Annotated in this window: 27 protein-coding genes; 18 read left to right on the plus strand and 9 right to left on the minus strand. The window is 70.7% G+C overall.

Annotated elements, in window-relative coordinates; genetic code table 11:
- Window positions 1–266: hypothetical protein (locus tag ACTIE5_RS12655; RefSeq protein WP_439550064.1), on the minus strand; the 266-nt coding region annotated here is incomplete at its 3' end.
- A gap of 292 nt (window positions 267–558) precedes the next feature.
- Here ACTIE5_RS12655 and ACTIE5_RS12660 point away from each other — a divergent pair.
- The 4 genes from ACTIE5_RS12660 (at window position 559) to ACTIE5_RS12675 (ending at window position 4,082) form a co-directional block, all read left to right on the plus strand.
- A complete protein-coding gene (locus ACTIE5_RS12660) occupies window positions 559–1,509 on the plus strand; it encodes a glycosyltransferase family 2 protein (protein WP_439550065.1) in 951 nt (316 codons plus the stop codon).
- The gene (locus ACTIE5_RS12665; RefSeq protein WP_439550066.1) at window positions 1,509–1,931 is read left to right on the plus strand and encodes an Hpt domain-containing protein; all 423 of its coding nucleotides are present in this window, start codon (window positions 1,509–1,511) and stop codon (window positions 1,929–1,931) included. Before ACTIE5_RS12660 ends, ACTIE5_RS12665 begins: the two co-directional genes overlap by 1 nt.
- Before the next feature lie 6 nt (window positions 1,932–1,937).
- Complete coding sequence (locus ACTIE5_RS12670; protein WP_439550067.1) at window positions 1,938–3,488, plus strand: sigma-54-dependent transcriptional regulator; 1,551 nt, start codon at window positions 1,938–1,940, stop codon at window positions 3,486–3,488.
- A 210-nt stretch (window positions 3,489–3,698) separates the two neighbouring features.
- Window positions 3,699–4,082 (plus strand): hypothetical protein, encoded by a 384-nt coding sequence (locus tag ACTIE5_RS12675; RefSeq protein WP_439550068.1) that lies wholly within the window; start codon window positions 3,699–3,701, stop codon window positions 4,080–4,082.
- Window positions 4,083–4,142: 60 nt separating this feature from the next.
- On the opposite strand, the gene ACTIE5_RS12680 is transcribed toward ACTIE5_RS12675, so the two are convergent.
- The 4 genes from ACTIE5_RS12680 to ACTIE5_RS12695 all read right to left on the minus strand — a co-directional run bounded on the left by ACTIE5_RS12680 (window position 4,143) and on the right by ACTIE5_RS12695 (window position 6,989).
- On the minus strand, window positions 4,143–4,661 hold the full coding sequence (locus ACTIE5_RS12680; RefSeq protein ID WP_439550069.1) for a GNAT family N-acetyltransferase: 519 nt from the start codon (window positions 4,659–4,661) through the stop codon (window positions 4,143–4,145).
- Between the two features lie 117 nt (window positions 4,662–4,778).
- Entirely contained in the window at window positions 4,779–5,975 is a 1,197-nt protein-coding gene (locus ACTIE5_RS12685; protein ID WP_439550070.1) for an amidase, read from the minus strand.
- Window positions 5,976–6,052: 77 nt separating this feature from the next.
- The gene (locus ACTIE5_RS12690; protein ID WP_439550071.1) at window positions 6,053–6,223 is read right to left on the minus strand and encodes a hypothetical protein; all 171 of its coding nucleotides are present in this window, start codon (window positions 6,221–6,223) and stop codon (window positions 6,053–6,055) included.
- Window positions 6,224–6,293: 70 nt separating this feature from the next.
- Entirely contained in the window at window positions 6,294–6,989 is a 696-nt protein-coding gene (locus ACTIE5_RS12695) for a GNAT family N-acetyltransferase (RefSeq protein WP_439550072.1), read from the minus strand.
- Between the two features lie 146 nt (window positions 6,990–7,135).
- Here ACTIE5_RS12695 and ACTIE5_RS12700 point away from each other — a divergent pair, with 146 nt between their 5' ends.
- The 6 genes from ACTIE5_RS12700 (at window position 7,136) to ACTIE5_RS12725 (ending at window position 14,252) form a co-directional block, all read left to right on the plus strand.
- Entirely contained in the window at window positions 7,136–9,205 is a 2,070-nt protein-coding gene (locus tag ACTIE5_RS12700) for a methyl-accepting chemotaxis protein (RefSeq protein ID WP_439550073.1), read from the plus strand.
- A 121-nt stretch (window positions 9,206–9,326) separates the two neighbouring features.
- The gene (locus ACTIE5_RS12705) at window positions 9,327–10,151 is read left to right on the plus strand and encodes a ferredoxin--NADP reductase (RefSeq protein WP_439550074.1); all 825 of its coding nucleotides are present in this window, start codon (window positions 9,327–9,329) and stop codon (window positions 10,149–10,151) included.
- A gap of 110 nt (window positions 10,152–10,261) precedes the next feature.
- On the plus strand, window positions 10,262–11,377 hold the full coding sequence (locus ACTIE5_RS12710) for a TRAP transporter substrate-binding protein (protein ID WP_439550075.1): 1,116 nt from the start codon (window positions 10,262–10,264) through the stop codon (window positions 11,375–11,377).
- A 58-nt stretch (window positions 11,378–11,435) separates the two neighbouring features.
- Window positions 11,436–12,110: a TRAP transporter small permease subunit gene (locus ACTIE5_RS12715; protein ID WP_439550076.1), complete on the plus strand. Its 675-nt coding sequence runs from the start codon at window positions 11,436–11,438 to the stop codon at window positions 12,108–12,110.
- 18 nt (window positions 12,111–12,128) lie between these two features.
- A complete protein-coding gene (locus ACTIE5_RS12720) occupies window positions 12,129–13,544 on the plus strand; it encodes a TRAP transporter large permease (protein WP_439550077.1) in 1,416 nt (471 codons plus the stop codon).
- A 27-nt stretch (window positions 13,545–13,571) separates the two neighbouring features.
- Complete coding sequence (locus ACTIE5_RS12725) at window positions 13,572–14,252, plus strand: hypothetical protein (RefSeq protein WP_439550078.1); 681 nt, start codon at window positions 13,572–13,574, stop codon at window positions 14,250–14,252.
- An 89-nt stretch (window positions 14,253–14,341) separates the two neighbouring features.
- On the opposite strand, the gene ACTIE5_RS12730 is transcribed toward ACTIE5_RS12725, so the two are convergent.
- Window positions 14,342–14,713: a hypothetical protein gene (locus ACTIE5_RS12730; protein ID WP_439550079.1), complete on the minus strand. Its 372-nt coding sequence runs from the start codon at window positions 14,711–14,713 to the stop codon at window positions 14,342–14,344.
- A gap of 54 nt (window positions 14,714–14,767) precedes the next feature.
- Between ACTIE5_RS12730 and ACTIE5_RS12735 the strand changes: the two genes are divergently transcribed.
- From ACTIE5_RS12735 to ACTIE5_RS12755, 5 genes are all read left to right on the plus strand, one after another.
- Window positions 14,768–15,703 carry an ArsR/SmtB family transcription factor gene (locus tag ACTIE5_RS12735; protein ID WP_439550080.1) on the plus strand — a complete coding sequence of 312 codons (936 nt, stop codon included), beginning with the start codon at window positions 14,768–14,770 and terminating at the stop codon, window positions 15,701–15,703.
- 28 nt (window positions 15,704–15,731) lie between these two features.
- Window positions 15,732–19,235, plus strand: coding sequence for a methionine synthase (metH, locus tag ACTIE5_RS12740; protein ID WP_439550081.1), 3,504 nt, complete (start codon window positions 15,732–15,734; stop codon window positions 19,233–19,235).
- Window positions 19,236–19,359: 124 nt separating this feature from the next.
- Window positions 19,360–20,247, plus strand: coding sequence for a cation diffusion facilitator family transporter (locus ACTIE5_RS12745; RefSeq protein WP_439550082.1), 888 nt, complete (start codon window positions 19,360–19,362; stop codon window positions 20,245–20,247).
- Window positions 20,244–21,365, plus strand: a complete 1,122-nt coding sequence (locus tag ACTIE5_RS12750) for an energy transducer TonB (protein WP_439550083.1) — start codon at window positions 20,244–20,246, stop codon at window positions 21,363–21,365. The genes ACTIE5_RS12745 and ACTIE5_RS12750 overlap by 4 nt, the downstream gene beginning before the upstream one ends.
- The gene (locus ACTIE5_RS12755) at window positions 21,359–21,919 is read left to right on the plus strand and encodes a cob(I)yrinic acid a,c-diamide adenosyltransferase (protein WP_439550084.1); all 561 of its coding nucleotides are present in this window, start codon (window positions 21,359–21,361) and stop codon (window positions 21,917–21,919) included. The genes ACTIE5_RS12750 and ACTIE5_RS12755 overlap by 7 nt, the downstream gene beginning before the upstream one ends.
- A 42-nt stretch (window positions 21,920–21,961) precedes the next feature.
- Here ACTIE5_RS12755 and ACTIE5_RS12760 read toward each other — a convergent pair whose 3' ends face one another.
- Window positions 21,962–22,588, minus strand: coding sequence for a glutathione S-transferase family protein (locus ACTIE5_RS12760; protein WP_439550085.1), 627 nt, complete (start codon window positions 22,586–22,588; stop codon window positions 21,962–21,964).
- A 94-nt stretch (window positions 22,589–22,682) separates the two neighbouring features.
- Here ACTIE5_RS12760 and ACTIE5_RS12765 point away from each other — a divergent pair, with 94 nt between their 5' ends.
- Window positions 22,683–23,156 (plus strand): disulfide bond formation protein B, encoded by a 474-nt coding sequence (locus ACTIE5_RS12765; RefSeq protein ID WP_439550086.1) that lies wholly within the window; start codon window positions 22,683–22,685, stop codon window positions 23,154–23,156.
- Window positions 23,156–23,713 (plus strand): demethoxyubiquinone hydroxylase family protein, encoded by a 558-nt coding sequence (locus ACTIE5_RS12770; protein ID WP_439550087.1) that lies wholly within the window; start codon window positions 23,156–23,158, stop codon window positions 23,711–23,713. The genes ACTIE5_RS12765 and ACTIE5_RS12770 overlap by 1 nt, the downstream gene beginning before the upstream one ends.
- Before the next feature lie 7 nt (window positions 23,714–23,720).
- Here ACTIE5_RS12770 and ACTIE5_RS12775 read toward each other — a convergent pair whose 3' ends face one another.
- Together ACTIE5_RS12775 and ACTIE5_RS12780 are read right to left on the minus strand one after the other, a co-directional pair.
- Window positions 23,721–24,296 carry an HNH endonuclease gene (locus ACTIE5_RS12775; RefSeq protein WP_092956832.1) on the minus strand — a complete coding sequence of 192 codons (576 nt, stop codon included), beginning with the start codon at window positions 24,294–24,296 and terminating at the stop codon, window positions 23,721–23,723.
- A gap of 163 nt (window positions 24,297–24,459) precedes the next feature.
- Complete coding sequence (locus ACTIE5_RS12780; RefSeq protein WP_439550088.1) at window positions 24,460–25,110, minus strand: alpha/beta hydrolase; 651 nt, start codon at window positions 25,108–25,110, stop codon at window positions 24,460–24,462.
- Between the two features lie 50 nt (window positions 25,111–25,160).
- Between ACTIE5_RS12780 and gluQRS the strand changes: the two genes are divergently transcribed.
- Window positions 25,161–26,000 (plus strand): tRNA glutamyl-Q(34) synthetase GluQRS, encoded by an 840-nt coding sequence (gluQRS, locus tag ACTIE5_RS12785; RefSeq protein WP_439550089.1) that lies wholly within the window; start codon window positions 25,161–25,163, stop codon window positions 25,998–26,000.
- The last annotated feature ends 13 nt before the right edge of the window (window positions 26,001–26,013 follow it).

Here is a 26,013-nt window from a genome sequence, read left to right on the forward strand (position 1 = left end):
CGGGCCAGGGCGAGGGGATTTGCCCGGGCCAGGGCGAGGGGATTTGCCCGGGCCAGGGCGAGGGGATTTGCCCGGGCCAAAGCGAGGGGATTGGTCCGGGCCAGGGATGATGGCGCGGCGTCGTCCGTCAGGACGAAGGTCACTATCTGGCAGCCCATCCGGCGGAGGCTGGCGAGTTCCGTGGGTTCCTGGCCATCGGCGGGCAGGATGCAGAGAAGCGGGGCCGTGGGGGTGGTCGGGCCCAGGGGCATGGCGTCGAACGGCATGGTTCGGACTCCTCCGGCGCGGTTGGGGGCTGCGCCGCCTGCTTCTACGCAGGCGCCGTGCCGCGGGGTTTCGCCACCCCCCGGGCTTCCCCTGGGTTTTGGTCGTCTTTGCAAAACCCGCGGGGCCCCGCCCCCCCCCGCCCCCCGGGGGGGGGGGGGGGGGCCCGCCCCCCCCGTCATCACCGACCCAGGCTTCTTGCATTCTGCAACGCAACCCTCCGGCACGCCCCCTGCAACGGCCCCTCCAGGCGGGCCTGTCCCGGTCCGCCGCGATGCAGTTCGAGAGGCGCCCGTGTCCGCAACCCCCAGGCTCAGCGTCATCATCCCCGCCCGCAACGCGATCCGCTGGCTGCCCGGTGCCATCGCTTCCATCGGTGGCCGCGCGGATATCGAGATCCTGGTGATTGATGACGGGTCCACGGATGGCACGGCCGACTACCTGCGCGGCATCGCGCGGGCCGACCTCCGCATCCGGCCGCTGGTCTCGGCCGGAGAGGGCGCGGCGGCGGCGCGCAATACGGGGATCGCCGCCGCGCAGGCGCCGCTGGTGGCCTTCCTGGATGCCGATGACCGCTGGCGCCGCGGCAAGATCGCGGCGCAGCTCGAGTTGCACCGGCTGTATCCCGACCTCGCTTTCTCCTTCACCGATCATCGCCGCTTCGCGGAGGATGGGGCGGCGCTGGCCACTGGCCTTGGCCGCTGCGCCGCCTTCTCCGCCCGCCATGCGATGCGGCGGGAGGGTTTCGTGATGGACAGCGACGCGCAGGCCCGGATCTACGCCGAGCCGCTGGTCGCGACCTCCACCGTCATGGCAAGCACCGCCTTGCTGCGCGCCGTGGGCGGCTTCAACGAACAGCTGCGCCGGGCGGAGGATTGGGATCTGTGGCTGCACCTCGCGGCCTGCGGCCCGGTGGGCTGCCTGCCGAAGCCGCTGGCCGACCGGCTGGTGCGGGTGTTGGACCCCGATGGGCATGAGGCACTGCTGCGCCGCGCGGCGCGGCGCCAGGTGGCGCAGGCCTATGCCGCGCCTGCGGGGCTGCTGGATGAGGACGCGCCCCAGGCCTGCCGCAGCAGCCTGCTGGCGCTGGATGCCGATGGCGCGGCGCTGGCCGGGCACCGGGTGCAGGCGGCGCTGCTGCGCCTGTCCGCCTTCGCCAGCCAGCCCCGGCGCGACACGGCCGGCGCCTGGGATCTGTTCCGCCTGCGCGGCCGCCAGGCGGCGCTGGAAGCGCGGGGGTCGTGATGATGCAGGCCGCCATCGCCTTCCCCGCCATGCAGGTCGTTGACCGCCTCGTCGCGGAGTGCCACAGGTTCGAGGTGAGCGCCATCGACCCTGAAATCGCCGGACAACTGGCTGCCGAACTACCGCTCGAGGATTTCGTGCGCATCGTGCGGACCTTCGAGGATGACCTGGGCCGCCTGGCCGGCCAGCTTGAAGCCGCGGTCGCGAATGGCGACCAGGACGGCTATCGCCGCGCCGCGCACAGCCTGGCGGGCGCCGCGGCGGCTGTCGGCGCGCGTCGGCTGGAACATGTGGCGCGGCTCGGCATGGATCACCGCACGCAGGTCGATCCCCGCACCATCTCGCTGCATGTGCAGCATGAGGCGCGGGCCGCGCTGGCCGAACTTGCCGCGCTGGCCGACAATCCCCCCGGTTCCGCCTAGCCCCCCATGGCCGGGGCTGCCGCGCGCGTCCTGATCGTCGAGGACACGCCCACCCAGGCCGAGGTTGCCCGCGCGCTGCTGCGCGATCTGGGCCACGAGATCCGCGTGGCGGAAACCGGCGCGGCGGCGGTGGAACAGACCCTCGCCTGGCGGCCCGACGCCATCCTGATGGATATCGAACTGCCCGATTTCTCGGGCTTCGAGGCGATGCGCCGGCTGCGCGCCGCGGGCATCGAGACCGCCATTATCGTCGTCACCGCCCATGGCAGCGTGAACCACGCGGTGGAGGCGATGCGCGAAGGCGCGGTCGACTTCATCGTCAAGCCCTACGCCAAGACGCGCCTGACGGTGACGCTGCAGAACGCGCTGGAGAAGCGCGCCCTGGCGACCGAGCTGCGCCAGGTGAAGGCGCAGCTGACGCGCGATCGCTTCATGGGGTTCATCGGCGGGTCTCCTGCCATGCAGGCGGTGTACCGCACCATCGAAAGCGTCGCGGCGAGCAAGGCCAATGTCTTCATCACCGGCGAGTCCGGCACCGGCAAGGAACTGGCGGCGGAGGCGGTGCACCGCGCGAGCCCGCGCCGCGCCGGCCCCTTCATCGCGCTGAACTGCGGCGCCATCCCGCGCGACCTGCTGGAGAGCGAGATCTTCGGCCATGTGAAGGGCGCCTTCAGCGGGGCGACGGATAACCGCCTGGGCGCCGCGAAGCTGGCCGATGGCGGCACGCTGTTCCTGGACGAGATCGGCGAATTGCCCCTCGACATGCAGGTGAAGCTGCTGCGCTTCGTGCAGACGGGCAGCTACCAGCCGGTCGGTGCCTCGAAGCCCGAGAAGGGGGATGTCCGCTTCGTCTCCGCCACCAACCGCGACCCCTGGGCGGAGGTCGAGGCCGGGCGGTTCCGGGAGGATCTGTACTACCGTCTTTATGTCGTGCCGGTGGAGATGCCGCCGCTGCGCGCCCGGGGCGCCGACGTGGCCCTGGTGGCGCGCCATTTCCTGGCCGCCTTCGCGAAGGAGGAAGGCAAGCGCTTCCGGGCCTTCGCGCGGGAGGCGGAGGCGGCGCTGGCTTCCTATCCCTGGCCGGGCAATGTCCGGCAGTTGCAGAACGTGATCCGCAACATCGTCGTGCTGCATGACGGCGAAAGGGTGGAGGCAGCGATGCTGCCGCCCATGCTGCCGCGCACGGCGTCCGGCCGCGCGCCCATGCCCGCCGCGCCGCCGCCGCCGCCTATGCCGGTGGCGCCCCCGATGCCGGTCGCGGTGGTGACGCGGCTGGAACCGCAGGCCTGGCCGGAGCCGGAGGAGGAGGCGCCGCCGCCGCCCATGGCGCCGATGCCGCACCTGCCGGAACCCGAGCCTGAGCCGGCGCTTCCCTGGGTGCCGCCGCCGCGGATCGAGGATTTCCAGCCGCTGGCGGAGGTGGAGAAGCGCTACATCCTGGCGGCGCTGGACCAGCTGGGGCAGGACGTGCCGCGCGCGGCTTCGATCCTGCGCATCAACCCCTCCACCATCTATCGCAAATTGCAGGCCTGGCGGGCGGAGGAAGGGGCGGGGTAGGGCGTCGCGAATTGCGACGCCGCGTGCCCCCGTACCCGCCCATCGGAACCACCCATCGGAACCGTGTGGCGCATTATCGGTTTGGCAGCATCATCCGGCCACATTGGCCGGGGGCGCCACGATGGCGCCCGGCGGCGGATGCCTGCGCGTTTTCGCCTGGACGCACGGTGCCCCCCGCATGGCAGGATCGCCGGAGGAGAGGCAGGACGCATGGATCAGCTCGTCGCATTGGCGGATTACGTGATCCGAAGGGCGCTCGGCTTCGCGGGCCTGGCGGCGGCGACGCTGATGCTGGCCCTGTCCTTCGACCTCGTGCTGGCGTTGCGGATGGGCGCCTGGGTGGCGGCGGCCACGCTGGTGGGCCTGCTGATCCAGGCGCATCGCGTGCCCCGCAGCAACATGCGGCACAGCGAGTTGTGGGCGCTGGCCGCGGGCCACGGGGTGGCGGACCGGCTGCCTGACCAGGACCGGGGCGCGATGATGGCCGCCATCATGCGCGTCAGGCTGCTGTGGCACGCCGAAAGGGTGGCGGCCCTGGCCCTGGTGCTCTGGGTGCTGGATGGCCTGGCGCTGGCGTTTTCCGCCCTGCGGTAGCGACGGCGCCCGGGGCGATCAGGCTGAGGCGATCAGGCTGAGGCGATCAGGCCGGGGCGATCAGGCCGGGGTGGTGCGGTCGCCCTCGCCCAGCGCGCGCTGCATGAACACCACATCGACCCAGCGGCCGAATTTCAGCCCCGCCGCCTTCAGCACGCCGGCCTGGCGGAAGCCGAGCGAGACGTGCAGGCCGATGGAGCCGACATTCTCGGAATCGCCGATCACCGCGAAGATCTGGCGGAAGCCGCAATCCGTGGCGCGGGCCAGCAGCGCCTCAACCAGCGCCTTGCCGACGCCCTGGCCGCGGACATCGTCGCGGATGTAGATCGCATCCTCGGCCGCGAAACGATAGGCGGAGCGGTCGCGGAACTGGTTGAAATAGGCATAGCCGATGACGGCGCCGTCCAGTTCCGCCACCAGCCAGGCCCAGCCCGCGCCCTGCACCTTGGCGATGCGGGCAGCCATCTCGGCCTCGGCCGGGGGCTGTTCCTCGAAGGTGCCGGTGCCGACGGCGACGTGATGCGCGTAGATGGCGGTGATGGCCGGCACATCGGCCGGCTGGGCGTCACGGATCAGCATGGCGGCGCGGCTTACCTGTCTGAGAAGGCTCCGCTGGAATTACGCGCCTCGCCCGGCCGCGGCAAGGCGCCGCCATCCGCGCCTGAGGCATGACAGGCCAGAGCGAGCCATGACAGGTCAAAGGGGCAGGTGCAGCGCGGCGGCGACCTTCTCCGCCAGGGCCAGCAGCGCGCGGTCCCGCCCCGGCGCGGCGGCCAGCGAAAGGCCGACCGGCGCGCCATCCACCTTCGCGCAGGGGATCGTCACCTCGCACAGCCCCGCCAGGCCGGCGATGGCGGTGACGCCCATGGTGCGCTCCCGCACCGCCTGCTGCGCTTCGCCGCTGGCATTGAGGTGCGGCGCGGGGATGGGGGAGGTCGGGTAGGCCAGCACGGCACCACCATCGAGCAGCGCCCGGATGCGGGTGCGGAAGACATCCTTGAAGGCACGGGCGGCGGCGGCGCGGGCGGGGTCCGTCGCCTTCGCCGCGGCGAAGCGTTCGCCGACGCCAGGGCCGAAGGCGGGCTTCACCGCCTCGATCCACGAACCGAGGCTGGCCCAGGCTTCCTCCGCCTGGGCGGCGCGGAAATGTTCGAAGAGCTGGTCCAGCCCCTCGGGCGCCAGGTGGATGGACAGGGCGTGGCCGAGCACCCGTTCGGCGCCGGCCAGCGCCGGGACCAGCGCGGTGGCGGTCTGCGGCACGGCGTTCACCCAGGCCTCCTGCACCTTTAGCAGCGGGCCGAGCGCGCCTTCGCCGCCGCCGGGCAGCAGCACGTCGCCGACGCGGCGGAGGATGGAGGCGCGGGTGGCGAACCAGCCGGCGGTGTCGAAGCTGGGGCCGAGCGGGCAGGCGCCCGTCAGATTGACCGCGCCCCAGGAGGGGCGGATGCCATACAGCCCGCAATAGCTGGCGGGGATGCGGACGGAACCGCCGGTATCCGAACCCAGCGCGAAATCAACGAGCCCCGCGGCGGTCGCGGCGGCGGAACCGCACGATGAACCGCCGGGGAAGCGGTCCGGCGCCGCGGGGTTGATGGGGGTGCCCTGCCAGACATTCTCGCCGGTCAGCCCATAGGCGAGTTCGACGGTCTTGGTCTTGCCGCGCAGGCTGGCCCCGGCCTGGAGCAGCGCCAGCACGACAGGGGCGGTGGCGGCGGCGGGGGCATGGGTGCGGGCCCAGTCCGGGTTGCCGTAGCCGGTGCCGGCGCCGGCGACGTCGAACAGATCCTTCACCGCGAAATCGAGCCCGGCGAGCGGCCCGGCGGCCGCGCCAGGCATCTCAAGCCGCGGCCCCGGCACGAAAGCGCCAACCTTGTCGTCGATATCCCGCGCCATCACGCGCCTCCGCAGCCATAGGGCAACAGGCGGAGGGTGCGGCAGGCTGGCCGGTATGGCAACCAGTGGGCAGGCCGTCAGATCAGCGGGATCATCACCGACTTGGCGGCGAGCGCGGCAAGAACGGCCAGCGCGACGGCGCCGCCCATCGGCAGGCGGCGGATGGCGACCGCGAAGACGGCGATCGCGACGATGAGGCCCCAGGCGGCGACATCACCGAAATCGATCACGCTGGATAGCGAGGTCATGGCGGTTCTCCCCGGTTGCAGGCCTGTTCAGGATACAGGACCGCCCCGCCGGTTTCGAGCGGGAAGTGGATCAACCCCCCCGCATGGCGGCGGAGAGGGAGGCGCGCGGCCTTCCCGCATGGTCCCAGTTGGCATCGTCCAGCCAGGCGCCGATGCGCGCGCGGCGGTCGGGCCATTCATCGTCGAGGATCGAATAGAAGGCGGTGTCGCGGCGCCTGCCCTTCACCACCAGATGGGCGCGGAGCGTCCCTTCCTCCGTGAAGCCAAGGCGCGCCGCGGCGGCGCGGGAGGGTGCGTTGAGGGCGTTGCACTTCCAGACCAGTCGCCGGTAGCCGAGGTCATCCATGGCATGGCGCATCAGGAGGAACATCGCCTCCGTCGCCGCGCGGGTGCGTTGCAGCCGGGGTGAGAACCAGATGTGGCCGATCTCGATCGCCGCGTTGGCGGGCTGGATTTCCATCAGCGTCAGCCAGCCGGACACCGCGCCGCTGCTGTGCGGGCGGATGGCCCAGGCCATGGGGTCGTGCTGGGCGGCGAAGGCGGCGACGTGGCGGCGCATGGCATCGGCGTCCCCGAATGGGCCGTAGCCCATATAGGTCCAGCCATCGCCCGAACGGTCGGCCTGCGCGGCATCCCACAATTCGGCCGCGTGGCGCACGGCCAGCGGCTCCAGCGTCACGGCGCGGCCCGCATGGGGGATGCGGGCGGGCAGGGGGCGGGGCGTGGGATCCACGGCGGGGCCGGTGGGAAGGGGCGTGTTGTCCATGGCCCCAGCCTCGGGGCGCGGCTGGCCGAAGGCAAGGGCCCGCGGTGTGCCTGAAAATCGGCCACATTCAACCGCGGCTTAACCGTCCTGCCTTAAGGCATCCGGCGTGGAGCAGGTGACGTGCTTCGTCATGAGGGGTTTCCGGCATGCAGATTCGCCACATCGTCGCGGGTGCCCTGGCGGCCGTTGCCGTCACGGTCGTCGGCGTCAGCGCCTTCGTCCTGGCGACGAGCTGGCGTGACCTGGAGCGGACCCGAACCGCCTCGGCGGTCGGAGAAGCGCTGGCCACGATGCTGATCGTGCCCGAGATGATGTCCGAGGAGCGCTCGATCATGGCGCGCGTGCTCGGCGTGGCGGAGCCCGCGGCGGCCGACCGCACGGCGCTGGCCGCCGCGCGCCGCACGCTGGACGAACGCGTGCTGGCCGCGCGCGCCGGGATCGCGGCGGCGGGGGAGGTGATCCCGCCCCGCGTCGCGACGGTCTATGAGGAATTGCAGCGCAATCTGCAGACCTGGCGGGGCGAGGTGGATTCGATGATGCCCCGCCCGGCGGCGGAACGCGTGCCGTCCCAGCCGGTGCTCTCGGGCCGCAACGTGCAGATGCAGGCGCCGCTGAACGAGGCAATGAACATCGTCGAGCAGCTCGTCATCGCTGCCGATACGCGGATCGGCGACATGGCCGGAATCGCGCGCTCGGTGCTCGAACTGCGGGAGGCGCTGTCGAGCTTCATCATCCCTGTGGGTGGGCCGCTGCGGCAGAACCGCCAGATCACGACTGACGAGCTCGCGCGGTCCGAGGCCGGGCGCGGCGCCTTCGACCTCACGCTCGCCCGCCTGCGCGCCGCTGCGATGGCCGAGACCCGCCCGCCCGCCATCCGCCAGTCCTTCGAGACATCGATCGGTGGCGTGATGGAGGCGAAGCGCTTCTTCCTGACCACCAGCACCGAGGCGCGGGCCGGGCGCGGCTTCACCGGCGACGTCGCGGGCTGGAACCGCAGCGTCTCGGCGGCCAGCGCCATGTTCGGGCTGCGCGATGCTGCGATCGTGGAGATGCGGCGGATCGGCCAGGAATCGCTGCAGGCGGCGCGGATGCGGCTGTTCGTCGTCGCCGGCCTTGCCGCCGCCGCGCTGGCCGCGCTGGCGATCGGCGGTTGGCTGTTCCGCCGCCATGTCCTGGTGGCGCTGGAGCGAATCACCGTCGCGATGGGTGACGTGGCGGGCGGGAAGCTGGATACCACGGTGCCGCACGCCACCCGCCGGGACGAGGTGGGCGAACTCGCCCGGGCGCTGGAGGTGTTCAAGCGCAACGCGCAGCAGGCGGTGGACCTGCAGCAGGAACGCGCGGCGGCCGAGGCGGCGCGGCAGCGGCGCGTCGCGGCGATGGAGGCGCTGATCCAGCGTTTCGACAGCGCGGTGAACGCCACGCTCGGCCGGGTCGGCGGCTCGACCGGGGCGATGACGCGCGCCGCCGACACCGTCGGGGGCGCGAGCGATGAGACACGCCAGCTTGCCGCCCGGGTTGCCGCCGCCGCCGACCAGGCGAGTGGCGAGGTCCGCACCGTCGTGGTGGCGACGGAGGAACTGACAGCCTCCGTCTCCGAGGTCTCCCGCCAGGTGCGGCATGCCAGCGTGATGGCGGGCGAGGCGGTGAACGAGGCCGAGGCGGCGAATGAAACGGTGAAGGGCCTGGCGGTGGCCGCGCAGAAGATCGGCGAAGTGGTGCGCCTGATCAGCGGGATCGCCAATCAGACCAACCTGCTGGCCCTGAACGCGACGATCGAGGCGGCGCGCGCCGGAGAGGCCGGCAAGGGCTTCGCCGTGGTGGCGAGCGAGGTGAAGAGCCTGGCCGCCCAGACCGCCAAGGCGACCGAGGAGATCGGTGGCCAGATCGGCGAGATCCAGGCCGCGACCGGGGAGGCGGTGGCCACCATCCAGGGCATCGTCCAGCGGATCTCCCAGATGAACGAAGTCTCCTCCACCATCGCCGCGGCGGTCGAACAGCAGGGGGCCTCGACGCAGGAGATCGCGGCGAGCATCCAGCGCACCGCGAACGGCACCGAGGCCGTATCCCGGGAGACCGCGGCGGTGACCGCGGCGGCCAACGCCATGGGGGGCGCGACCGGGGACATGCTGGGCACGATCCAGCAGGTTTCCGCCGATTCGGCGACGCTCCGGACGGATATCGACGGCTTCCTGGCCGGGATCCGCGCGGCCTGAACGGGCTGGCGGTGGCGGGCGGATACGGGGGCGCGGCCCCCGCCGCCGCCGGGTTGCGAGGCGCCATCGGCGGCCGGGCTTTCACGTTGCAGGGTTGCGCGGTCCGGCGCATCTAGGTGCCATGAGCATCCGCGATTCCGCCCCCGACACCGCCTCCGCCAGCACGGTGGCGGCCCCCCCCGGCTTCTACCTGGAGGAGGTCCTGACCGTTCATCACTGGACGGACCGGCTGTTCTCCTTCACCTGCACGCGCAGCCCGCAATTCCGCTTCGGCGCCGGCCAGTTCGCGATGATCGGGCTGATGGTGGACGGCAAGCCGCTGGTCCGCGCCTATTCCATGGTGAGCCCGCCCTGGGAGGAGCACCTGGAGTTCCTGTCCATCAAGGTGCAGGACGGGCCGCTGACATCCCGCCTGCAGCACATCAGGCCCGGCGACCGCGTGCTGATCGGGCGGAAGGCGGTGGGCACGCTGGTGCCGGACAACCTGGCGCCGGGCGGCACGCTGTGGCTCTGCGGCACGGGCACGGGGCTCGCCCCCTTCATGAGCCTGGCGCGCGACCCCGATACCTATGACCGCTTCGACCGCGTCGTGCTGGCGCATACGGTGCGGCAGGTGGCGGAGCTGGCCTACCGGGAGCTGATCGAGGGCCTGGGCGAGCACGAATTGCTGGGCGAACTGGTGCGGGAGAAGCTGACCTACTACCCCAGCGTGACGAGGGAGCCCTTCATCCACGAGGGCCGCATCACCACGCTGCTGGAATCCGGGCAGATCTGCCGGGAACTCGGCCTGCCGCCCATCTCCCCCGCCACGGACCGCGTGATGCTCTGCGGGAGCGAGGCGATGAACGCCGACATGCGGACACTGCTGGAAGCCCGCGGCTTCGAGGAAGGGTCCAACAGCGCCCCCGGCACCTATGTCGTCGAGAAGGCCTTCGTCACGAAATAGCAAGGGGTATACCCACCATTGCAGTTTCCCCCCGGCTTCCGTAATGGGACATCCAGGGAGCAACCGGGCGCCTGACTCGCTGAGCGAGAGGCGCCCCGCTGGAGGGAACAATGACCGAGACGCATACGCCCGCACGTCGCGGGCTTCTCAAGGCTGCGGCCGTCGGCGCGGTGGGCACCACGGTGCTGATGACGCCGAGTGTCAGCCGGGCGCAGACCGTGACCTGGCGCTTCCAGTCCACTTGGCCGCAGCGCGACATCTTCCATGAATTCGCGCAGGATTACGTCAGCCGCGTCAACACGCTCTCCGGCGGCCGGCTGCGGCTGGAACTGCTGGCGGCGGGTGCGGTGGTTGGCGCCTTCCAGCTGCTGGATGCGGTCTCCGCCGGCACGCTCGATGGCGGGCATGGCGTCACGGCCTATTGGTGGGGCAAGAACCCGGCCTTCAGCCTGTTCGGCACCTCCGCCCCCTGGTTCGGCGATGCCAACCAGTTCCTCGGCTGGTTCTACCATGGTGGCGGCGAGGCCCTGTACCGTGAACTGATGCACGGCATCGTCCGCGCCAACGCGATCGGCTACCTGACCGGCCCGATGCCCTGCCAGCCGCTGGGCTGGTTCCGCAACAACATCGAGAACCCGGAACAGCTGCGCGGCCTGCGCTACCGCACCGTTGGCCTGAACGCCGACGTTGCGACGACGCTCGGCATGGCCGTGGTGTCGCTGCCGGGTGGTGAGATCGTGCCGGCGCTGGAGCGCGGCGTGATCGACGGCGCGGAGTTCAACAACCCGTCCTCCGACCGCCTGCTCGGCTTCCCGGACGTGGCCAAGAACTACATGCTGCAGAGCTTCGGCCAGCCCGTCGAATCCTTCGAGGTGCTGTTCAACCGCCAGAAGGCGGAAGCGCTGCCCCAGGAACTGCAGCAGGTCCTGAAGATCGCGGCGGAAGCGGCTTCGTCCGACATGCTGTGGAAGGCGATGGATCGCTACCCCCGCGACCTGCAGGCGATGGCGAGCCAGCAGGGCGTGCAGGTGCGGTCCACCCCGCGTTCCATCCTGGACGCACAGCTGCGCGCCTGGGACGGCGTGCTGACGCGCTACGAGGCCGATCCCTTCTTCAAGAAGGTCTGCGACAGCCAGCGCGACTGGTGCCGCCGCGTCGGCGCGTATTTCCTGCGCGCCACCGCATCGCCGGCGGTGTCCTACAACCACTTCTTCGCCCGCGGCTGAGCGGGCGGCGCCCCGGCCGCAAGGCCGGGGCGCTTTTCATTTCAGGAGAGGCGCGCGCGTGCAGCAGATCCTCCTCGGCATCGACCGGCTGAGTACGCTGGTCGGCCAGACCTTTTCGTGGTGCATCCTGCTGCTGACAGGCGTCATCGTGTACGATGTCTGCGCCCGGCGCTTCTTCGCCGCCCCGACCACCTGGGGCTACGACGTGTCCTACATGCTGTACGGCACGCTGTTCATGATGGCGGGGGCCTATGCGCTGTCGCGCAACGGGCATGTGCGCGGCGACTTCCTGTACCGCAACTTCAGCCCCGCCTTGCAGGCCAAGTTCGACCTGACGCTGTACATCCTGTTCTTCTTCCCCGCGATCTTCGCCTTCATGATCTCCGGCTGGACCTTCTTCGCGGTCAGCATGGCGCAGAATGAACGCAGCATGTTCAGCCCAAGCGGCCCCATCATCTGGCCGTTCAAGGGTCTGATTCCCATCGTCGGCTTCCTGCTGCTGCTGCAGGGGCTGGTGGAGGTGGTGCGCTGCATCCAGGCGATCCGGACCGGCGAATGGCCGCAGCGGCTTTCCGACGTGGAGGAGCTGGACAAGCAGATCCTCGCCGCCGCCGAAGCCAAGGGCGCCGAGGCGCTGGCTGCCGAGATGGCGCGCGGCGGAGAAGCCGCGATGCTCGGCGCCGTGCAGGCCGCCGCGCAGGCACCCGCCGCCCCGCGTCAACCCCATTCCTGAGCCCCGGGATACCACGCCATGAGTGACGCCGCGCTGGGGCTCACGCAGCTTCTGCTGTTCCTGTTCTTCATCATGCTGGGCTTCCCGATCGCCTTCACGCTGATGGCGATGGGGTTGTTCTTCGGCTACCTCGGCATGCAGGACCGGGTCTTCGACCTGCTGGTGCAGCGCACCTACGCCGTCATGGCGAATGACGTGCTGATCTCCGTGCCGTTGTTCGTCTTCATGGGCTACATCATCGAACGCGCGAACATCCTGGACCGGTTGTTCAGGTCCTTGCAGCTGGCATCGGGCAGCGTGCCGGGCAGCCTCGCGGTCGCCACCCTCATCACCTGCGCGCTGTTCGCCACCGCCACGGGCATCGTCGGCGCGGTGGTCACGCTGATGGGGCTGCTGGCCTTCCCCGCCATGCTGCGCGCGGGCTACGACCCGAAGCTGGCGGCCGGCGTGACCTGCGCAGGCGGGTGCCTCGGCATCCTCATCCCGCCGTCCATCATGCTGATCCTCTATGGCGCCACGGCGGGCGTGTCCGTCGTGCAGCTCTACGCCGCGGCCTTCATCCCCGGCATCTCGCTCGCGGTGCTCTACATCGTCTATGCCATCGGCGTCGGCATCTTCAAGCCGGAGATGGCGCCGCGCCTGCCGCCGGAGGAGCGGAACGTCCCCGTCTTCAAGATCTTCATCGCGCTGGCGCAATCCTTCCTGCCGCTGGCGCTGCTGATCGCCTCCGTGCTCGGCTCCATCCTGACGGGCCTGGCCACGCCATCGGAAGCGGCGGCGATGGGCTCGCTCGGCTCCATCATCCTCGCCATCATCTATCGCGCCTTCACCTTCCAGAAGCTGAAGGAAAGCGTGTTCCTGACGGCGCGGACCAGCGCCATGGTCTGCTGGCTCTTCGTCGGCAGCTACATCTTCTCCTCCGTCTTCGGCTACCTCGGCGGGCAGACAGTGGTGGAGGAATTCATCAAGTCCCTGCCGCTGAACGCCTTCACCTTCATGCTGCTGGCGCAGGTCATCATCTTCATCCTGGGCTGGCCGCTGGAATGGACGGAGATCATCGTGATCTTCGTGCCGATCTTCCTGCCGCTGCTGGATGATTTCGGCGTCAGCCCGCTGTTCTTCGGCGTGCTGGTGGCGCTGAACCTGCAGACCAGCTTCCTCAGCCCGCCCGTCGCCATGGCCGCCTTCTACCTGAAGGGCGTGGCGCCGCCGCACGTGAAGCTGGAGGACATCTTCAAGGGCTGCATGCCCTTCATCTACATCGTCGTCTTCTGCATGGGCATGGTCTACCTTTTCCCGGGCCTCGTCACCTGGCTGCCGGAGACGCTGTATTCCGGCGGGCCGGCCGATGGCTCGGTCCCCGCCGCCCTGGATGCGCCCCCCACGGGCGGGTTCCAGGAGGAAGAGGAAATCCGCCTGCCCTCGATGAACTGACGGCCGGGAACTGATGGCACCGCGCTGATGGCAACCGATATCGAGGGCGCCGCCCGCTGGCTGGCGGAGGCGGTGGAGACCGGCAACCCCCTGGCCGTGCTGCCAGAGGGCCTGGCGCCGGCGACGATCGCGGAGGCGGAGGAGATCGCGGCCGGCGTCCTGGCCACGCTCTCCATCACCCCCTGCGGGCTGCGCGTGCTGCGCGGCCTGGATATCGCGGGGCCGATGGTGGAAGGGCGACTGGTGCCCTCCGGATCGCCCATCGCCTCCGGGATGCTGCGCCACGGCCTGGCCAGCGCCGCCGTCATCGGCGTGCTGGCGGAAGAACTGGGCGAGGGCCCGCCGGTACTGGCGCGGGTCCACCCCGCTATCGACCTGTCCTCCACCCGCTTCACCCAGGCACCCGCCGACGCCCTGGCGCTGACGGCGGATCTGGCCCGGCTTGGCCTGGTGGTGGCGGGGCGCGGCAAGCCGATGCCCGCGGCCCCGGTGCGGATCGCCATCGGGCCGGCGGGACACCGGCGGCGGGGGGATGACTTTGACCTGGTGGCGCTGTTCGCGGAAGCGGCGGAGGTCGCGCGCGGCTGGGGTGGGCTGCCGGCCGGGGCGCTGCTGGTGGTGGCGGGGCTGGGGGAGAGCATCGCCGCCGAAGGGGCGCTGCGCGTGGCCATCAGCGGGCTGGGGGCGGCGGAGGCTGTGGTCTCCTAGAGATTCGCGGGTGAATTGGGGAAGGCGCTGCCTTCCCCAAACCCCATCCGCCAGGGGCGTGGCGCCCCTGGACCGTCGTCAGATAGCCTCTACACCCGACGGAAGCGTGCGACCGTCACGGCATCCTCGCGCAGCGCGGCCTCGACCTCCGCCCGGGCGGCCTCCGTCTCCACCACCGCCACCACGCGGTCGAACCACCCGCACTGGCCCCGCACCCGCGCCTGGAACAGCCGGTCCAGCGCATCCGCCGCCGCACTGCGCCCGGCACAGCAGGCGCAGGACGCGGCGTGGGACGGGCCGGTGGGGTCGAAGCTCACCTGGGCCACCGCACCGGGCGGCAGTGGGTCGGGCGGGGCTTCCGCCAGCAGGGCCGCGGGCTTGCCGATGGCGAGCAGCGCCGGCAGGTCCCCCCCGGGGGGGAGGAGGCTCAGGGGGATTCGGGCGTCGAGGGACCATGCCATGCACTGGACATAAGGATATGTTTATGTCATTTGCAAGCCATGGATCACCTTCTGATGCAACTCCGCGCGGCGGCGGAGCCGACCCGGCTGCGGCTGCTGGCGCTCTGCGCGCGCAGTGCGCTGTGCGTCAGCGACCTCTGCGACGTGCTGGGGCAGAGCCAGCCGCGCCTGTCCCGCCACCTCAAGCTGCTGGTGGAAGCCGGGCTGCTGGAGAGGGTGCCGGAAGGCGCCAACGCCTATTTCCAGCTGCCCGGCGATGCCGGCGTGGCGCGGATGATCCTGGCCCGGCTGCCGGAGGATGACCCCCGCCTGGCCGCGGATCGCCGCGCCGCCGCGCGCATCGCCGCCGAACGCGCCCGCGCGGCCTCCGACGCCTTCCGTGAGGGGGGCATGGATTGGGACGAGTTGCGCGCGCTAGGCCTGCCGGCCGGCGACATCGAACAGGCGCTCGTCAGCCTGCTGCCGCCAAGTGCGGCCGCGCTGCTGGATATCGGCACGGGCACGGGGCGGCTGCTGGAACTGGTGGCGGATCGGGTCGAACGGGCGCTCGGCGTCGATGCGAGCCGTGACATGCTGGCGCTGGCCCGCGCGCGGATCGCGGAACGCGGCATCGCGCATCGCGCCGCGGTGCGCCAGGCGGATATGTACCGCCTGCCCTTCGCCGATGGCGCCTTCGATGCCGTGGCGCTGCAGATGGTGCTGCACTACGCCGAGGACCCGGCCGCCGCCGTGGCGGAAGCCGCCCGCGTGCTGCATCCCGAGGGCACGCTGATCATCGCCGATCTGGCGCCGCATGGGCGGGCCGACCTGTTGCAGCGCCACGCCCATCGCTGGCCCGGCTTCGACGATGCCGCGATCGCCGGCTGGCTCGGCGCCGCCGGCTGCACGCTTGCCGCCCCCATCGAGGTTCCGGGGCCGCTGGCCGTCCGGCTCTGGCCTGCCCGGCGCGTCGCCGGCTTCGCCCAGCCGACCCACGCCATCGCCCTCTGATCCGACCTTCCTTGCTGAGAGATACCGCATGACCTCGCGCCCCCATCTGCTCGATGCCCTCAAGGACCAGGTGCTGCTTTGCGACGGCGGCTTCGGCGCGCGCATCCAGTCCATGACGCTGGAGGTCGAGAAGGATTTCTGGGGCAAGGAGAACTGCACGGAGGTGCTGAACCTCTCCCGCCCCGACATCGTGCGCGACATCCACCGCAGCTACTTTGAGGCCGGCGCCGACATGGTGCTGACCAACAGCTTCGGCGGCAGCCCCATCACGCTCGGCGAGTTCGAGCTGGAGGAGAAGGCCTTCGAGATCAACAAGCTCAGCGTGGAACTGGCGCGGGAAGCGGCTGACAGCTTCGCCGATGGCCGCCACCGCTGGGTGATCGGCGATATCGGCCCGGGCACCAAGCTGCCGAGCCTCGGCAATATCGACTACGACACGCTGGAGGCCGCGCTGGTGGCGCAGTGCCGCGGGCTGATCGCGGGCGGGGCGGATGCGCTGCTGACGGAGACGAACCAGGACACGCTGTTCATCAAGGCTGCCGTCAACGCCTGCAAGATCGCGAAGGCGGAGACGAAGTCGGACATCCCGATCTTCGTGCAGGTGACGGTGGAGACGACGGGCACGCTGCTGGTCGGCCCGGACATCGCCGCCGCGACCACGGTGGTGCATGCGCTGGATGTGCCGCTGATCGGCCTGAACTGCGCGACGGGGCCGCAGGAAATGGCGGAGCATGTGCGCTGGCTGTCGCAGAACTGGCCGGGAATGCTGAGCGTGCAGCCCAATGCCGGCCTGCCGGAATTGGTGGACGGCAAGACGCATTACCCGCTCGGCCCGCAGGAGCTGGCATCCTGGATGGAGCGCTTCATCCTGGAGGATGGGCTGAACCTGATCGGCGGCTGCTGCGGCACCTCCACGCCGCACATCAAGGCGCTGGATGATCTGCTGCGGAAGCATGGCGGCGCGCGCACGCGCCCGGCGCCGGTGAAGCGCAATTCCGTCTGGGTGCCCTCCGTCGCCAGCCTCTACAGCGCGACGTCGCTGCGGCAGGAGAACAGCTACTTCTCCATCGGCGAGCGCTGCAACGCCAACGGGTCCAAGGTCTGGCGCCAGCGGCAGGAAGCGCAGGATTGGGATGGCTGCGTTGCCATCGGCCGTGAACAGGTGGCGGAGGGGTCGAACAGCCTCGATGTCTGCACGGCCTTCGTCGGCCGCGACGAGGTTCGCGAGATGAACGAGGTGATCCGGCGCTTCACCTCGAGCGTGAACTCGCCCCTGGTCATCGACTCGACGGAAACGCCGGTCATCGAGGCCGCACTGAAGCTGCATGGCGGCAAGCCGATCATCAACTCGATCAACTTCGAGGATGGCGAGGATGCGGCGCGGGATCGCCTGCTGCTGGCGAAGAAGTTCGGCGCCGCGGTCATCGCGCTGACCATCGACGAAGTGGGCATGGCGAAGACGGCGGAGGACAAGCTGCGCATCGCGCGTCGCCTGGTCGATTTCGCCTGCAACCAGCACGGGTTGCCGCAATCCGACCTGATGATCGACCCGCTGACCTTCACCATCGCGACGGGCAACGAGGATGACCGCAAGCTCGGCGTCTGGACGCTGGAGGGCATCCGCATGATCCGGGACGAATTCCCGGACATCCAGATCATCCTGGGTCTCTCCAACATCAGCTTCGGCCTGAACCCGGCCGCCCGCCACGTGCTGAACAGCGTGTTCCTGGACCACGCCGTGAAGGCCGGCATGACGGGCGCCATCGTCCACGTCTCCAAGATCAAGCCGCTGCACCAGATCCCGGCCGAGGAAGTGCAGGTGATCGAGGACCTGATCTTCGACCGCCGCCGCGAAGGCTACGACCCGCTGCAGAAGACGCTCGAGATCTTCTCCGGCCGCAAGGCCGCCGATACCACCGCGAAGAAGCGGGCGGAGACGGTGGAGGGCAGGCTCAAGGACCGGATCGTCGATGGCGACCGCAAGGGCCTGGATGATGAGCTCCAGACCGCGCTGGACCAGGGCAACACGCCGCTCTCCATCATCAACGACGTGCTGCTGGACGGCATGAAGGTGGTCGGCGAGCTGTTCGGCGCCGGCAAGATGCAGCTGCCCTTCGTGCTCCAGAGCGCGGAGACGATGAAGGCCGCCGTCGCCTACCTCGAGCCCTTCATGGAGAAGGTCGAGGGGCAGGAGAAGGGGACCATCGTGCTCGGCACCGTCAAGGGCGACGTGCACGACATCGGCAAGAACCTGGTCGACATCATCCTGACCAACAACGGCTACAAGGTCGTCAACCTCGGCATCAAGGTGCCGCTGCTCGACATCGTGGCCGCCGCGAAGCAGCACAAGGCGCATGCCATCGGCATGTCCGGGCTGCTGGTGAAGTCCACCGTGGTGATGCGCGAGAATCTGGAGGAGATGAGCCGCCAGGGAATCGACATTCCCGTGATGCTGGGCGGCGCCGCACTGACGCGCAACTATGTCGAGGATGACTGCGTGAAGTCCTACGCCTGCGGGCGCGTGGCCTATGCGCGGGATGCCTTCGATGGCCTTCACCTCATGGACAAGGTGATGGGCAACGGCTTCGACGATTACCTCGCGGCTCTGCAGACCAAGCGCGTCGGCAAGTCGAAGAACGAGAAGCGGGTTCTGGGCCAGGCGGATCCGCGCGGCTTCGCGCCCGTGGATGTGAAATACGCGCAGGAGCGCCGCCGCCGCGTGGCCGCCGAAAGCGCCGTGCCGGTGCCGCCCTTCTGGGGTCCGCGGGTGATGGAATCCGCGCCCAAGGCGATCGTGCCCTTCATCAACGAACGCAGCCTTTATCAATTCCAATGGGGGTTCAAGAAGGCTGGGCGTTCGCTGGAGGATTTCCTCGGCTGGGCCAAGCAGGAACTGCGCCCGGTGCTGAAGCGCATGCTGGCGCTGGCGGAGGCGGACAACATCCTCAAGCCCCAGGCCATCTACGGCTACTGGAAATGCGCGGGGCAGGGGAATGAGATGGTGCTGTTCGAGGAGGATGGCGTCACGGAAGCCTGGCGCTTCACCCTGCCGCGCCAGCCCAAGGCCGATGGCGAATGCATCGCCGATTTCGTGCGGGATATCGATGACGGGCCGGACAAGCGTGACGTGATCGGCCTGCAGGTCGTGACTGTCGGCCAGAAGGCGTCCGACATCGCGCGCGACTGGTTCGAGGACAACCGCTACCAGGACTACCTCTACCTCCATGGCCTGTCGGTGGAGATGGCGGAGGCGATGGCGGAATACGTCCACAAGCGCATCCGCGCCGAACTCGGCTTCGCGGGGGAGGATGACCGCGACATGGACAGGATGTTGAGCCAGGGCTACCGCGGCGGCCGCTATTCCTTCGGCTACCCCGCCTGCCCGCGGCTGGAGGACCAGGAGGGGCTGCTGCGGCTGCTGAAGGCGGATCGCGTCGGCGTGACGCTGTCCGATGAATGGCAGTTGCATCCCGAGCAATCGACCAGCGCGATCGTCCTGCACCATCCGCGGGCGAAATACTTCTCCGTGTAAGGCTGGGGTCTGGCATGAACGGTCCGGGGTTGCGGAAGCGCACCCCGGCGCGGCATCAATCGGGCCTCGCAGGAGATTGCCGCTTGTCCGCTCACCCGTCGCGCCGGCGTGCCTCATGCCGGGCATGACGCGCCTTGAAACCATCGCCGCCGCCAGCGTGGGCATCGCGATGGCGGTGCTCGGGCTGAAGGCCGGCGCCTGGTGGCTGACGGGCAGCGTCGCGCTCTTCGCCGATGCTGTGGAAAGCGTGGTGAATGTGGCCGCGGCGCTGGCGGCGCTGGCGGCGATCCGCGTCTCCGCCCGGCCGCCCGACGCCCAGCACCCCTATGGCCATGCCAAGGCGGAATACTTCTCCGCCGTGCTGGAAGGCGCGCTGATCATCGTCGCCGCCGTGCTGATCCTGCATGAGGCCTGGTCGGCCTTGCAGGCACCGCGGGTGCTGGAGGAAGCGGCCTCCGGCCTCGTCGTCTCCGCCATTGCCACGGGGATCAACGCGGCCTGGTCGGCCTTCCTGTTCCGCCGGGGCCGGGCCTCCCGCTCCCCCGCCCTCATCGCGGATGCGCGGCACCTGCTGTCGGATGTCGTGACCTCCGGCGGCGTGATCGTCGGCGTGGCGCTGGTGGCGCTGACGGGCATCGCCTGGATCGACGCGGCGCTGGCGGCGCTGACGGCGGTGAACATCCTGTTCTCCGGCTGGCAGCTGATGCGCGAATCCGTCGGCGGGCTGATGGATGAAGCCGTGCCGCCGGAGGCGCTGGGCCGCATCCGCAGCCTGGTCGCGACCCATGCCGAAGGCGCGATCGAGGCGCATGACCTCCGCACCCGCCATTCCGGCCGCTTCACCTTCGTGGAATTCCACCTGGTGGTGCCGGGCGACATGACGGTGACGCAGGCGCATGAGATCTGCGACCGGGTGGAGGCCGCGCTGAAGGCGGAACTCGATTCCGCCGTCATCACCATCCATGTGGAGCCCGAGGGCAAGGCCAAGCACCAGGGTGTGCTGGTGCTGTGACTGGCGGGCGGTCCTGGCCCCTGCTGCTGTCGCTCGGCGTCCATGCGGCGCTGGCCGGGGCGCTGCTGGTGGACCGCGGGGCGGAGGCACCGCCGAGGCCGCTGGAGCAGGGTGTCACGCTGGTCTGGGGCGAGGATACCCCAGGCAGCAGCGACGCGGCGGATGCGGAGGCCGCGTCCCCATCGGCGAGCGTGCCGGCGCCACCGGTGAACATCCCGGCACCGCCGGGACCGCCCTCGATGGCGGCGCTGCCCGCGATGCCGGCCGTAGCGGAGCCGCCCGCCCCCCCGCCCGTCGCGGTGCCTGCCGCGCCGGCTGTTCCGTCACCCGTCGCGGCCCCGGCCGCGCCGCCGCCGATCCTGCCCCCGGCTCCGCCGCCGACCCTGGCCCCGGCTCCGCCGCCGACCTTGGCCCCGGCTCCGCCGCTGGCGCCCGCGCCCGTCGCGATCGCCGCCTTGCCGCCACCCCCGCCCGAGGCGCCCCCCCCGCCACCGGAAGCGCCGGTCATGGTGGCGGAGGCCCTGCCCACACCTCCGCCGCCCGCACCTCCGCCGCCGGAACCGGTGGCGGAGGCGCCGCGGCCGGAGCCCACGCCCGCCTTCGAATTGCCGCCGCCCCGGCCGCTGCAACTCGCCGTGCCGCCGCAGCGGCCCTCCCCGCCCCGCCCCCGCGCCGCCCCGGCCACCGAGGCGCGTCCCGCGTCGCCCACCGAGGCGCGTCCCGCATTGCCCAATGAGGCGCGTCCCGCGCCGGTGGCACCGGCCGGTACAGGCGCGGAGGCGAGCGCGCCGCTCTCCCTTGCCGGCGCTCAGGCGTTGGGGGCGGTGACGGCGCCGCAGCCCCTGGCGGGTGCCTCCAACCCCGCGCCCGAATACCCCTATGCCAGCCGGATGCGGGGCGAACAGGGGCGCGTGCGGCTGCGGGTGCGGGTGGACCAGGCGGGCCGCGTGGTCGATGTGGCCGTGGACCAATCCGCCGGATTCCAGGCGCTGGACCAGGCCGCGCTGCGCGCCGTGCGCAACTGGCGCTTCCAGCCCGCGGCACGGGATGGGCAGCCGGTCGTTGCGGTTGCCGCCGTCGATATCAGCTTCCGCCTTGAAGGAGATCGCCGATGGTGAAGCTGGACGTCATCACGACGCGGGGGGGCGATGCGGGGGAGACCTCGCTGGGCGACGGGTCCCGCGTGCGGAAGGATGCGCTGCGGGTCGCGGCCTATGGGACGGTGGATGAGGTGAACGCCACCATCGGCCTGCTGCGCCTGCATTTGGCCGGGGACCGCCAGGCGGATGCGATGCTGGGCCGCATCCAGAACGATTTGTTCGATGTGGGCGCCGATCTCTGCGTGCCAGGCCTCGGCACGGACCGGCTGCGCGTGACGGATGGCCAGTGCCTGCGCCTGGAGGGGGAGATCGCGGCCATGAACGCGGATATCCCGCCGCTGCGGAGCTTCGTCCTGCCCGGCGGATCGCCCGGCGCCGCCCATGCCCACCTCGCGCGCACGGTGACGCGGCGGGCGGAGCGCGAGGCCGTGGCGCTGGCGGCGGAGGACGCGGTGAACCCCGCGGTGATCCGCTACCTCAACCGGCTGTCGGACCATCTGTTCGTGCTGTCGCGCCGGCTGAACGGGAACGGGTCGGGGGATGTGACCTGGACGCCGGGGGCGACGCGGTAGGGGGGGCGCTGCTCCCCCTGACCGCCTCGCCAGAGGCTGGACCTACACCAGCGGGCCGGCCAGGTGCGCCTTGAACCCCGGCCGCTCCATCAACCGGTCGTACCAGGCGCGCAGCGCCGGCATGGGCGCGCGCTCGATCGGCATGGCGAACCAGCGATGCAGATAGGGGCCGAGCGCGATGTCGGCCAAGGTCAGCGAATCGCCGCACAGGAACGGGTGCTTCGCGACCTCTGCATCGACCATGGCCCACAGCGCCTCCGCCTCCGCCCGCGCCTTGTGTGTCGCGGGCCAGTCGCGATCGGCTTCGGGGATGCGGACATAGGTGAAGAAGACCGTGGTCATGGGCCGGTTGAGGGAGGCCTGCTGCCAGTCCATCCAGCGCTCCACATCCGCGGCCAGGCGCGGGTCGGCGGGGTACAGGGCATGGCCGGGCGCGTGCTTGCGGACGAGGTAGCGGCAGATGCTGTTGCTCTCCCACAGCGTGAAGCCGTCCGGCTCCTCGATCGTGGGCACGAGCGCGTTGGGGTTCTTGGCGAGGTAGTCGGGGTCCCTTGTGCGGCCGAAGGCGCCGCCGGCATCGATGCGGGTGAAGGGGATGGCGAGTTCCTCGCACAGCCAGAGCACCTTCATGACGTTGGACGAACTCGCCCGGCCCCAGATGGTCAGCATCCCGCGTCTCCCCGCTTTCGGTGCGGGGCAGGCTACGGCGCGGCGCGGGGGTGGTCCAGTTGCGGGGGGCGACGGGTTGGAGGATGAACGGCGCATGATGTCCTCCCTGATGGTGGCGGGCCTGGCGGCCGCGGCGCCGCTGATCGCGCTCGGCACCGAACGCTGGCCGGGGCTGGCGCCCTGCGCGCTGTGCCTCTGGCAACGCTGGCCCTATTGGGTGGCGGCGGGGCTGGCGGCGGCGGCGGCGCTGCTGCCGGAGAGGTGGCGGGTCTGGGCGCTGCGGGCGGCGGGGCTGGCGGTGCTGGCCTCCGGCGCCATCGCGGTGCTGCATGTCGGCGTGGAGCAGGGGTGGTGGCCATCGCCGCTGCCGGCCTGCCTGGCGCCGCCCGTGGTGGCGGGCGGCAGCGTGGACGACCTGCTGCGCAGCCTGAACCCCGTGCCCAGCAAGCCATGCGACGAGCCCGCCTACCTGATTCCGGGCCTCCCCCTTTCCATGGCGATGATGAACCTGATCTATGCGGCGGGCCTGGCGGCCTTTGTCTTCCGCCAGGCGCGTAGGAGGGTCTGATGCCGAACCGAGAGACCGGGGAACGACGCCTGCCGGGTGACCCGACACCCCGCGAATACGTGGCGCGCACCATCCGTGTGGACCATGCCGGCGAATACGGCGCCAAGCGGATCTACCAGGGGCAGCTGGCCGTGCTGGGGCGCACGAAATACGGCCCGATCCTGGAACACATGAAGGCGCAGGAGCAGGTGCACCTGGACACCTTCGCGGGGCTGATCGCCAAGCGCCGGGTGCGGCCGACCGCGCTGCTGCCGATCTGGCATGTCGCGGGCTTCGCGCTGGGCGCCGCCACCGCCCTGATGGGCCACCGCGCCGCCATGGCCTGCACCGTGGCGGTGGAGGAGGCGATCGACGAACACTACCGCGCCCAGGCAGAGACGCTCGGCGATGACGAGGCCCCGCTGCGCGCCGATATCGAGCGGTTCCGGGCGGAAGAACTGGAGCACCGCGACATCGGGCTGGAGAACGAGGCCGAGCTTGCGCCCGCCTACAAGCTGCTGAGCGCGGCGATCAAGGCGGGGTGCAAGGTGGCGATCAGGGTGAGCGAGCGGGTGTGATGCCCGCTCAGTTCTCCAACTCGCTGTCCCAGTACAGGTAGTCCCGCCAGCTCTCATGCAGGTAGTTCGGCGGGAAGGACCGGCCGTTCTCCTGCAATTCCCAACTCGTGGGCTGCCGGGGCGGAAGGCGGGGGACCATCTGGCATTCGCGCGGCAGCTTGTTGGCCTTGCGCAGGTTGCAGGGCCCGCAGGCCGTGACGACGTTCTCCCATGTCGTCCTCCCGCCGCGGCTGCGGGGGATGACGTGGTCGAAGGTCAGGTCCGGCGTCGGCTTCGGGTGGCCGCAATACTGGCAGGCGAAGCTGTCGCGCAGGAAGACGTTGAACCGCGTGAAGGCCGGGCGGCGGGCGGCGGGGATGTATTCCTTCAGCGCGATGACGCTCGGCAGCCGCATGGTCATGCGGGGCGAATGGACCTCGGTCTCGTATTCCGACAGGACCGAGACGCGGTCGAGGAAGACAGCCTTCACCGCATCCTGCCAGGCCCAGACCGACAGGGGGAAGTAGGACAGCGGCCGAAAATCCGCGTTCAGAACGAGCGCGGGAAAGGACTGCCCTTGAACGAAGTGTCCGCCATCAGGCAAGCGCCACTCCTCTGAATGGCAGCTAGCCCAGCACTGGGGCCGTCAACGACAGTAAGGCCCCATATCCTGTGGCACAGCTGCATTGTCCGGCCATTTGTGCCAGTGCGAAGGGGCCGGCGCAACGGGCGATCTCCGAGGTTTCATCGGGGTGTCATGGGGGCCGTCACACAGAAGCGGACAGCGCCTTCTGCAGCGCCAGCGCCCCGAGCGAGATGCCGACCTCGTCGATTCCATGCCCTAGGCCAGGGCAGAACATGGCTTCCACCGGCAGCCCGGCGCCCTCGATCGCGGCCAGGGCGTTGCGGCTGGCGCCGGGGGGCACGACCTCATCCTCCTCCCCATGCAGGATCAGCACCTGCGGGCCTGGGCCTGGCGGCACGGGGCAGGGCAGGGCGCCCGAATAGGCCAGGATGGCGGCGCAGGCGCGGGCCTGGTGCAGGCCGACCCGCAGCGCCATCATCGCCCCCTGGCTGAAGCCCATCACCGCCACGCGGTCCCAGCCCAGGCCCAGCGCCAGGCGCTGCCCGTCCATCCAGGGGAAGAGGGCGCCGGAGGCCGCATCGGCGCCGGCGGCGATCGCGACGGGGCGGCGATCCTGCAGGCTGAACCATTGGCGGCCATAGGGGGCCAGGTCGCAGGCTTCGGGCGCGTGGGGGGCGATGAACAGGGCGCCGGGCACGGCCTTGCCCCAGCCCGGGGCCAGGTCGATCAGGTCGAAGCCATCGGCGCCGACGCCGTGCAGCAGCACCACCAGCGCCGTGGGCGCGCCGCCCGCCGCCGGGCCCCAGCGCGGGCCCTCCTCCTCATCCCTCATGTCATCGGCCCCGGTTCGCGTTGTGTCGGAAGCTTGGCAGGATGGCGGGGATGACCGGGATCGTCACGCGCTTCGCACCCAGCCCCACAGGGTTCCTGCATCTGGGCCACGTCCATTCCGCGCTTTGCGGCTGGCAGCGGGCGCGGGCGGCCGGTGGCCGCTTTCTCCTGAGGATCGAGGATATCGATTCGACCCGCTGCCGGCCTGAATTCACGGCGGCGATCGAGGAGGACCTCCGCTGGCTCGGCATCGACTGGGATGGGCCGGTGCGGGTGCAGTCCCGGCACTTCGCGGATTACCGGGCGTCACTGGACCGGCTGGCGGGGATGGGCCTGCTCTATCCCTGCTTCTGCACGCGGGCGGAGATCGCACGGGAGATCGCGGCGAGTGGCGGGGCCCCCCAGGGCCCGGATGGGCCGCTCTATCCCGGCATCTGCCGGCGCCTGTCGTCGGAGGATCGCGCGGCGCGGGTGGCGCGGGGCGATCCTTTCGCGCTGCGGCTCGACATGGGGGTGGCGCTGGCGCGGGTGGGGGTGCTGGATTTCGAGGAGGAGGGGCGCGGCCGCCTGCGCTGCGATCCCGCGCGGTTCGGGGATGTGGTGCTGGCGCGGAAGGATGTGCCGGTGAGCTATCATCTGTGTGTCACGCATGATGATGCGCGGGATGGGGTGACGGTGGTGACCCGGGGGGAGGATCTGCTGCCGGCGACCGACCTGCACCGGTTGATCCAGGCGCTGATGGGCTGGCCCGAGCCCGCCTATCGTCACCATCCCCTGCTTGTGGATGAAACGGGCCGCCGCCTGGCGAAGCGCGACGGCGCCCTGGCCGTCCGCGCGCTGCGCGAGGCTGGCCGGTCTTCGGCCGAGGTGAGGGCGATGGCGGGCTTTTGAAGATGGTCCAGGG

Source organism: Falsiroseomonas sp. (assembly GCF_051859025.1).
Classification (GTDB): domain Bacteria; phylum Pseudomonadota; class Alphaproteobacteria; order Acetobacterales; family Acetobacteraceae; genus Falsiroseomonas.

Coding starts and splice junctions, on each gene's coding strand:
- ACTIE5_RS12675 (WP_439550068.1), top strand. CDS start 3,699: ATGGATCAGCTCGTCGCATTGGCGGATTACGTGATCCGAAGGGCGCTC.
- ACTIE5_RS12735 (WP_439550080.1), top strand. CDS start 14,768: ATGCAACTCCGCGCGGCGGCGGAGCCGACCCGGCTGCGGCTGCTGGCG.
- ACTIE5_RS12690 (WP_439550071.1), bottom strand. CDS start 6,223: ATGACCTCGCTATCCAGCGTGATCGATTTCGGTGATGTCGCCGCCTGG.
- ACTIE5_RS12760 (WP_439550085.1), bottom strand. CDS start 22,588: ATGCTGACCATCTGGGGCCGGGCGAGTTCGTCCAACGTCATGAAGGTG.
- ACTIE5_RS12720 (WP_439550077.1), top strand. CDS start 12,129: ATGAGTGACGCCGCGCTGGGGCTCACGCAGCTTCTGCTGTTCCTGTTC.
- gluQRS (WP_439550089.1), top strand. CDS start 25,161: ATGACCGGGATCGTCACGCGCTTCGCACCCAGCCCCACAGGGTTCCTG.
- ACTIE5_RS12725 (WP_439550078.1), top strand. CDS start 13,572: ATGGCAACCGATATCGAGGGCGCCGCCCGCTGGCTGGCGGAGGCGGTG.
- ACTIE5_RS12665 (WP_439550066.1), top strand. CDS start 1,509: ATGATGCAGGCCGCCATCGCCTTCCCCGCCATGCAGGTCGTTGACCGC.
- ACTIE5_RS12730 (WP_439550079.1), bottom strand. CDS start 14,713: ATGGCATGGTCCCTCGACGCCCGAATCCCCCTGAGCCTCCTCCCCCCC.
- ACTIE5_RS12685 (WP_439550070.1), bottom strand. CDS start 5,975: ATGGCGCGGGATATCGACGACAAGGTTGGCGCTTTCGTGCCGGGGCCG.
- ACTIE5_RS12695 (WP_439550072.1), bottom strand. CDS start 6,989: ATGGACAACACGCCCCTTCCCACCGGCCCCGCCGTGGATCCCACGCCC.
- ACTIE5_RS12745 (WP_439550082.1), top strand. CDS start 19,360: ATGACGCGCCTTGAAACCATCGCCGCCGCCAGCGTGGGCATCGCGATG.
- ACTIE5_RS12700 (WP_439550073.1), top strand. CDS start 7,136: ATGCAGATTCGCCACATCGTCGCGGGTGCCCTGGCGGCCGTTGCCGTC.
- ACTIE5_RS12780 (WP_439550088.1), bottom strand. CDS start 25,110: ATGAGGGATGAGGAGGAGGGCCCGCGCTGGGGCCCGGCGGCGGGCGGC.
- ACTIE5_RS12710 (WP_439550075.1), top strand. CDS start 10,262: ATGACCGAGACGCATACGCCCGCACGTCGCGGGCTTCTCAAGGCTGCG.
- ACTIE5_RS12770 (WP_439550087.1), top strand. CDS start 23,156: ATGCCGAACCGAGAGACCGGGGAACGACGCCTGCCGGGTGACCCGACA.
- ACTIE5_RS12680 (WP_439550069.1), bottom strand. CDS start 4,661: ATGCTGATCCGTGACGCCCAGCCGGCCGATGTGCCGGCCATCACCGCC.
- metH (WP_439550081.1), top strand. CDS start 15,732: ATGACCTCGCGCCCCCATCTGCTCGATGCCCTCAAGGACCAGGTGCTG.
- ACTIE5_RS12670 (WP_439550067.1), top strand. CDS start 1,938: ATGGCCGGGGCTGCCGCGCGCGTCCTGATCGTCGAGGACACGCCCACC.
- ACTIE5_RS12765 (WP_439550086.1), top strand. CDS start 22,683: ATGATGTCCTCCCTGATGGTGGCGGGCCTGGCGGCCGCGGCGCCGCTG.
- ACTIE5_RS12755 (WP_439550084.1), top strand. CDS start 21,359: ATGGTGAAGCTGGACGTCATCACGACGCGGGGGGGCGATGCGGGGGAG.
- ACTIE5_RS12705 (WP_439550074.1), top strand. CDS start 9,327: ATGAGCATCCGCGATTCCGCCCCCGACACCGCCTCCGCCAGCACGGTG.